Source organism: Vibrio sp. 1288, from assembly GCF_033344475.1.
In genome coordinates, this window is the sequence record NZ_JAWPOX010000260.1 from 1 (window position 1) to 888 (window position 888).

An 888-nucleotide genomic window follows, 5' to 3' on the forward strand; every position below is an offset into this window, starting at 1 on the left:
CCTACATTTATATTGTTTGTGTAAGGTAAATAAATAGCCTGTATTTTGTTTTTTGTACGAGTGTTTTTAGCTAATTGTCAGAATCTTATTAAATTAAAATAGCTTTTCATGAATTTAATATTGGCATTGCTTTTGCAATTTATGATTGGAATTTTCGATAATCAGTTAATTTAGGAGAACGAAATGAAAAGCAATGTTGTTACTCTGGTTGGTCTATTTTCTCTAGCAACGTTTAGTACTTTATCTTACGCAGCGGACTCCAAAGATCATGGCGTTTATGTAGGTGCGAACTACGGTTATTTAAAAGTTGATGGACAAGATGATTTCGATGACGACAGCGATGCAATGCAAGCATTGGTGGGTTATCGCTTTAACCGTTACTTAGCGTTGGAAGGTGGCTACATTGATTTTGGTAGCTATGGTAACAACTTGGCTAATGCAGATACGGATGGTTATACCGCAGCATTGAAAGTGACGGCTCCAATCACCGATAGAGTGGATGTGTACGCGAAAGGTGGCCAAATGTGGTATTCGACAGATTATAACGTTGCTGGATTCCATGGGAACAAAGATGACGAAGGGGTATTTGCTGGTGCTGGTGTAGGTTTTAAAGTAACGGATAACTTTTTAGTTAACGCAGAATACACTTGGTACGATGTGGAATTGAATGCAGAAAATGTATTTGATGGTGCGAATACAAATACAGACTTTAAACAAGCATCTTTAGGTGTGGAATATAGATTCTAATATTGCTAATAATTCTAATCCATAATAAAAATGCGAAGCTTAAATAGCTTCGCATTTTTTGTTGTGATATATGAACCAGACCTGAAATTCTTAGTAAGGAGAAAATTGAAGAGACTATTTTACTCACTCAATCTGTTGCTA

1 protein-coding gene is annotated in these 888 nt (G+C 35.9%); it reads left to right on the plus strand.

Annotated elements, in window-relative coordinates; translation table 11 throughout:
- The first annotated feature begins 183 nt into the window (after nucleotides 1–183).
- Complete coding sequence (locus R8O11_RS26095) at nucleotides 184–747, plus strand: porin family protein (protein WP_015296308.1); 564 nt, start codon at nucleotides 184–186, stop codon at nucleotides 745–747.
- Nucleotides 748–888: the final 141 nt, after the last annotated feature.